Origin of the sequence: Thauera phenylacetica B4P (genome assembly GCF_000310225.1) — a bacterium.
Lineage (GTDB): Bacteria > Pseudomonadota > Gammaproteobacteria > Burkholderiales > Rhodocyclaceae > Thauera > Thauera phenylacetica.
In genome coordinates, this window is record NZ_AMXF01000275.1 from 1 (window position 1) to 4,796 (window position 4,796).

At 72.0% G+C, this 4,796-nt stretch carries 5 protein-coding genes and 1 pseudogene; 1 reads left to right on the forward strand and 5 read right to left on the reverse strand.

Annotated elements, in window-relative coordinates:
• Positions 1–135 precede the first annotated feature (135 nt).
• From C667_RS20245 to C667_RS20265, 5 genes are read right to left on the reverse strand one after another with little or no spacing between them, the layout of a single operon-like run.
• Positions 136–387 carry a YfhL family 4Fe-4S dicluster ferredoxin gene (locus tag C667_RS20245; protein ID WP_004379880.1) on the reverse strand — a complete coding sequence of 84 codons (252 nt, stop codon included), beginning with the start codon at positions 385–387 and terminating at the stop codon, positions 136–138.
• Positions 388–406: 19 nt separating this feature from the next.
• The gene (coaD, locus tag C667_RS20250; protein WP_004379882.1) at positions 407–895 is read right to left on the reverse strand and encodes a pantetheine-phosphate adenylyltransferase; all 489 of its coding nucleotides are present in this window, start codon (positions 893–895) and stop codon (positions 407–409) included.
• Entirely contained in the window at positions 892–1,431 is a 540-nt protein-coding gene (rsmD, locus tag C667_RS20255; protein WP_004379884.1) for a 16S rRNA (guanine(966)-N(2))-methyltransferase RsmD, read from the reverse strand. Before rsmD ends, coaD begins: the two co-directional genes overlap by 4 nt.
• Positions 1,428–2,828, reverse strand: coding sequence for a M16 family metallopeptidase (locus C667_RS20260; protein WP_004379887.1), 1,401 nt, complete (start codon positions 2,826–2,828; stop codon positions 1,428–1,430). Before C667_RS20260 ends, rsmD begins: the two co-directional genes overlap by 4 nt.
• A gap of 26 nt (positions 2,829–2,854) precedes the next feature.
• Complete coding sequence (locus C667_RS20265) at positions 2,855–4,270, reverse strand: M16 family metallopeptidase (RefSeq protein WP_004379889.1); 1,416 nt, start codon at positions 4,268–4,270, stop codon at positions 2,855–2,857.
• A gap of 149 nt (positions 4,271–4,419) precedes the next feature.
• Between C667_RS20265 and C667_RS20270 the strand changes: the two are divergent.
• Positions 4,420–4,796 (forward strand): annotated as a pseudogene (locus tag C667_RS20270) (signal recognition particle-docking protein FtsY); the annotation flags it as partial.

Sequence of the window (4,796 nt, forward strand, 5' to 3'; positions counted from 1 at the left end):
TGGGCGTGCGCGCGGCCGCCTGAGCGGCGCGGGCTCGTGCGCGCCGCGCTGGCGCGCAGTCGAAATGCGGACGGGGGCGCGCCGATGGCCGCCCCCGTCGTTCCGTCCGGCGGGACGGGCTCCCGCCGGCTGCGATCAGGCCTTGCCGGTCAGCTTGAGGAACTTGGCCATCAGCTGATCCTTGGTCTCCTCGTGCTTGGGGTCGAGCGGGATACAGTCGACCGGGCACACCTGCTGGCACTGCGGCTCGTCGAAGTGGCCGACGCACTCGGTGCACTTGTTGGGGTCGATCTCATAGATCTCTTCGCCCTGGTAGATGGCGCCGTTGGGGCACTCCGGTTCGCAGACGTCGCAGTTGATGCATTCGTCGGTAATCATCAGAGCCATGGTCTTCGCTTCCTTGCGTTTACTTTGATTTGAGTCTTTCCTGCAGCCGTGCGAGCACCCTGGGCTGCACGAACTTGCTCACGTCGCCGCCGAGGCGGGCGATCTCCCGCACCATCGTGGCGGAGATGAACATAAACTCCTCGCCGGGCGTCAGGAACACCGTCTCGACGTCCGGATAGAGCTTGCGGTTCATCCCCGCCATCTGGAATTCGTATTCGAAGTCGGATACCGCGCGCAGCCCGCGGATGATCACGCGCGCGTCCTGCTGCTTGAGGAACTCCATCAGCAGGATGTCGAAGCCGACCACTTCGACGTTGGGGAAGGCCGACACGGCGTCGCGGGCGATGTCGACCCGCTCCTCCAGCCCGAAGATCGGGTTCTTGCTGTTGCTGCGCGCGACCGCCACGACCACCTTCTCGAACAGGATCGAGGCGCGCCGCACGAGGTCCTCGTGGCCGCGGGTGAACGGGTCGAAGGTGCCCGGATAGACCGCGATCGCTTCCTTCATTCCTCGCTCCTGCGCATGAGATGGAAATGGACCTGCCCGGCACGGCCCTGCTTGACCGTGCGCCATGCGCCGAGGCTGTCCACGGCGGCTTCGGATTCGACATAGAGCCACCCGTCGGGACGGACCAGCCGGTCCAGCCAGGGCGACACCTGCTCGAGCCAGCCCTGCTTGTAGGGCGGGTCGAGGAACACGCCGTCGAAACTGCGCGGCGTCGTTTGCGCGAATCTTACCGCATCGCCGCGCACGATCTCTACTTGCGCCGCCTGTAGGGTCTTTGCGGCCTTGTGCAGCGCGTCGAGCGCGCGTGCGTCGCGCTCGACCATCAGCACGCTGGCGGCGCCGCGCGAGGCGGCCTCGAAGCCGAGGATGCCGGTGCCGGCGAAGAGGTCCACGCAGGCCTGGCCGTCGAGGTCCTGGCTCAGCCAGTTGAACAGCGTCTCGCGCACGCGGTCGGGCGTCGGGCGCAGTCCGGGCACCGCGGTCACGTCGAGCAGGCGCGAGCGCCACTGTCCGCCGACGATGCGGACCCGGCTCACTGCACGGCTTCCGCGGGGGCAGCGGCGGAAGCGGCCTCCGCGGCGGCGGGGCGGTCGCCGTCGCCGCCGGCGATCACGGTGACGAGCTGCTCCGGGCGGATGCGGCGCTGCCAGGCCTCGCGCACCGCGTCCACGTCGACCGCGGCGACCTGCTGCGGGTAGCGCTCGAGCCAGTCGAGCGGGAGGCGGTAGAAGCCGATCATCGACACGTAGTCGAGCAGCTTGGCGTTGGAGTCCAGGCGCAGGCCGAAGCCATTGACCAGGTTGTCCTTGGCGGCCTGCAGCTCCTCGGCGCTGGGGCCGTCGGCGAGGAAGCCCGCGAGCGTCGCGTGCACCACCGCGAGCGCCTCCTCGGCCTGGCCGCCGCGTGTCTGCAGACCGATCTGGAAGGGGCCGGCGACCTGCTGCGGCGACAGCGCGCTGTACACGCTGTAGGCGAAGCCGCGCTTCTCGCGCACCTCGGCGGTCAGCCGCGACACGAAGCCACCACCGCCGAGCACGTAGTTACCCACCAGCAGCGGGAAGTAGTCGGCGTCCTCGCGCGCCATGCCGGGCTGGCCGACGAGGATGTGAGCCTGCGCCGAGGGGTGCGGGATGCGGAAGACCTGCGCCGTGGTCGGCGCCGGTGCGGGCAGCGGGGCGGCGGCCTCCGTCGCGGGCAGGTCCGCGGTGAGGCGGATCGCGATGCGCTCGGCGGCGGCGCGGTCCACATCGCCCACGATCGCCACCGCGGCGCGCCTGGCGCCGTAGTGAAGGCGGTGGAAGTCGATGAGATCCTCGCGTCCGATCGCGGCGAGCGACTCGGGCGTGCTGTCGTGGCCATACGGGTGGCCGGCGTAGAGCGCGGCGTTGAACTGGCGGGCGGCGAGCGTGGCGGGCTTGGTCAGCGCCTCGCGCAGGCCGGCGATCGCGCGGCTGCGCTCGCGCTCGAGCACGTCGGCGGGAAAGTCGGGGCGGGCGAGCAGGGTCGCGGCCAGCTCGACCGCGGCGTCGAGCTCGGCCGCGGAGGACAGGCTGCGCAGCGCCAGGCTGGCGCGGTCGTTGTCGGTGCCGCCGGAAACGGCGACGCCGAGGTCGGCCTTGCGGTCGGCGATGGTCTGCTCGTCGAGGCCGCCGGCGCCGGCGTCGAGCAGGGCCTGGGTCATGCTCGCCAGGCCGGCCTTGCCCTCGGGGTCGAGCGCACCGCCGGCGGCGAAGGAGACCTGGATGTCGACCATCGGCAGCGCGCGGCTCTCGACGAAGTGCACCCGCGCGCCGGTGGGGGCGGTCCATTCGACGATCGCGGGGGCGGCGATCGCGCCGGCTGCCGCGCCGGCGCCGAGGACGAGCGTGGCGACGCGCAGCAGGCCGGACAGCGGGCCGGAGAATCTGGAGAGGGGCAGGGACGATACGGTCATGGCTACGGGGCTTCCTGGCGGCGCCATCAGTGGCGCGGGGCGGCGAAGGGCGAGCGCGGGCGTTTTGCGGCGAGCGGCTGCGGGTCGAGGCGGGCGGTGTTGAGGCTGGTGTCGTCGAAGTGGCGTTTCGCCACCGCCTGCACCTCCTCCGCGGTCACCGCGCGCAGGCCTTCCAGGAGTCGTTGCTCGTCGCGCCAGGACAGCCCTGCGGATTCGAGGTAGCCGATCTCCATCGCCTGGCCCATCAGCGAGTCGCGCTTGTACACCTGCGTGGCGATCGCCTGCGTCTTGACGCGCGCGAGCTCTGCGGCGCTGATGCCTTCGTCGGCGATGCGGCGCACCTCGGCGCGCAAGGCCTCGGCGAGGGCCTCCGGGCTGGTGCCGGCGGCGGGGACGCCGTGCAGGTGGAACAGCGCCGGGCCGCGGTTGCCGGTGTCGTAGCTGGCGCCGACGCTGACCGCGATGCGCTGGTCGCGCACCAGCCTGCGGGTGAGGCGGGCGCCGTCGTAGCCGTCGAGCACCGCGGCGAGCACGTCGAGCGCGTAGGCCTCGCGGTCGCCCGCGGGGTCGCGCAGCGCGGGCACGTGCCAGCTCATGGCGAGGTAGGGCAGCTCGGCGGGGGCCTTCACCACCGCCGAGCGCGGGCCGCGCTGCGCCGGTTCGGGCGAGATGCGGCGCGCGGGCAGCTCGGCGGCGGGGAGGGCGCCGTAGGTCTGCTCGGCGTCGCGGAACACCGCGCGGTGGTCCACGTCGCCCACCACCACCAGGTAGGCGTTGTTCGGCGCGTACCAGCGCCGGTACCAAGCGCGCGCATCCTCCGGCTGCATGGCCTCGAGGTCGGGCATCCAGCCGATCACGGGGCGGCGGTAGGGGTGGGCCTGGTAGGCGGTGGCCATGAGCTGCTCGAACACCAGCGCGCGCGGCTGGTCGTCGGTGCGAAGGCGGCGTTCCTCCTTGACCACCTCGATCTCGCGCGCGAACTCCTCGTCGGTGAGCACGAGGTTCTTCATGCGGTCGGCCTCGAGCGCCATCATCGCCGGCAGCTGGGCCGGCGGCACCTGCTGGAAGTAGGCGGTGTAGTCCTTGCCGGTGAAGGCGTTGTCGCGCCCGCCGACCGCGGCGACGCGGCGGTTGAACTCGCCCGGGCCGACCTCCTGCGTGCCCTTGAACATCATGTGCTCGAGCACGTGGGCGACGCCCGAGACGCCGTCCGGCTCGTCCATCGCGCCGGCGCGGTACCACACCATGTGCACCACCGAGGGCGCGCGGCGGTCCTCCTTGACGATCAGCTTCATGCCGTTGGCGAGCGTGGTCTCGAAGGGGTTGGCGAGGGCGGGCGGAGCGAGCGCGAAGGCGAGGGTCGCGCCGAGGAGGAGGCTGCGCGCGAGGCGATTTCCGGGGCGGCCGGCGAGGGAGTGGCGAAACATGGACTTGTCCTGCATCTGTTAGAATCCGCGGCACTCCGCGAGGCCCGCTGCGCATGACGCAGCCTGTGCCGGGGAGCCGCATCTTAGCGTGATCGGCGGTGCGCGCCCATGCTTGCCGGGGCGCGCGCGCCGACGCAAAACGTCCCCTCTGACCCGAGCGTTTCATGTTTGGTTTCCTGAAGAAGAAGTTCGGCAAGTCCGTCGACGAATCCAAGCCCGTCGAGCAGGCGGCCGAGGAGCAGGCCGCAGCCGAGGTCCCGGCCGAAGACCTCGCCGGCGCGCAAGCGCCCGTCGAGCCGCCGGTGGAGACCCCGGCGTTCGAGGAGGCGCGTGCCGACACGGCGACCGCCGAGGCGAGCGTGGCGGGCGAGGTGCTCCCTGCCGCCGTTGAGCCCGGGACGCGGGCCGAAGCTGCGGCGCTGCCGGAATCGGCCGCGGCGCTCCCCGAATCGGCCGCGGCGCTCCCGGAGTCGGCTGCAGAGCCCGTCGCGGACCAGGCGACGAGCGCCCCTGCGGGCCTGCCCGGGCAGGCGCCCGCGCA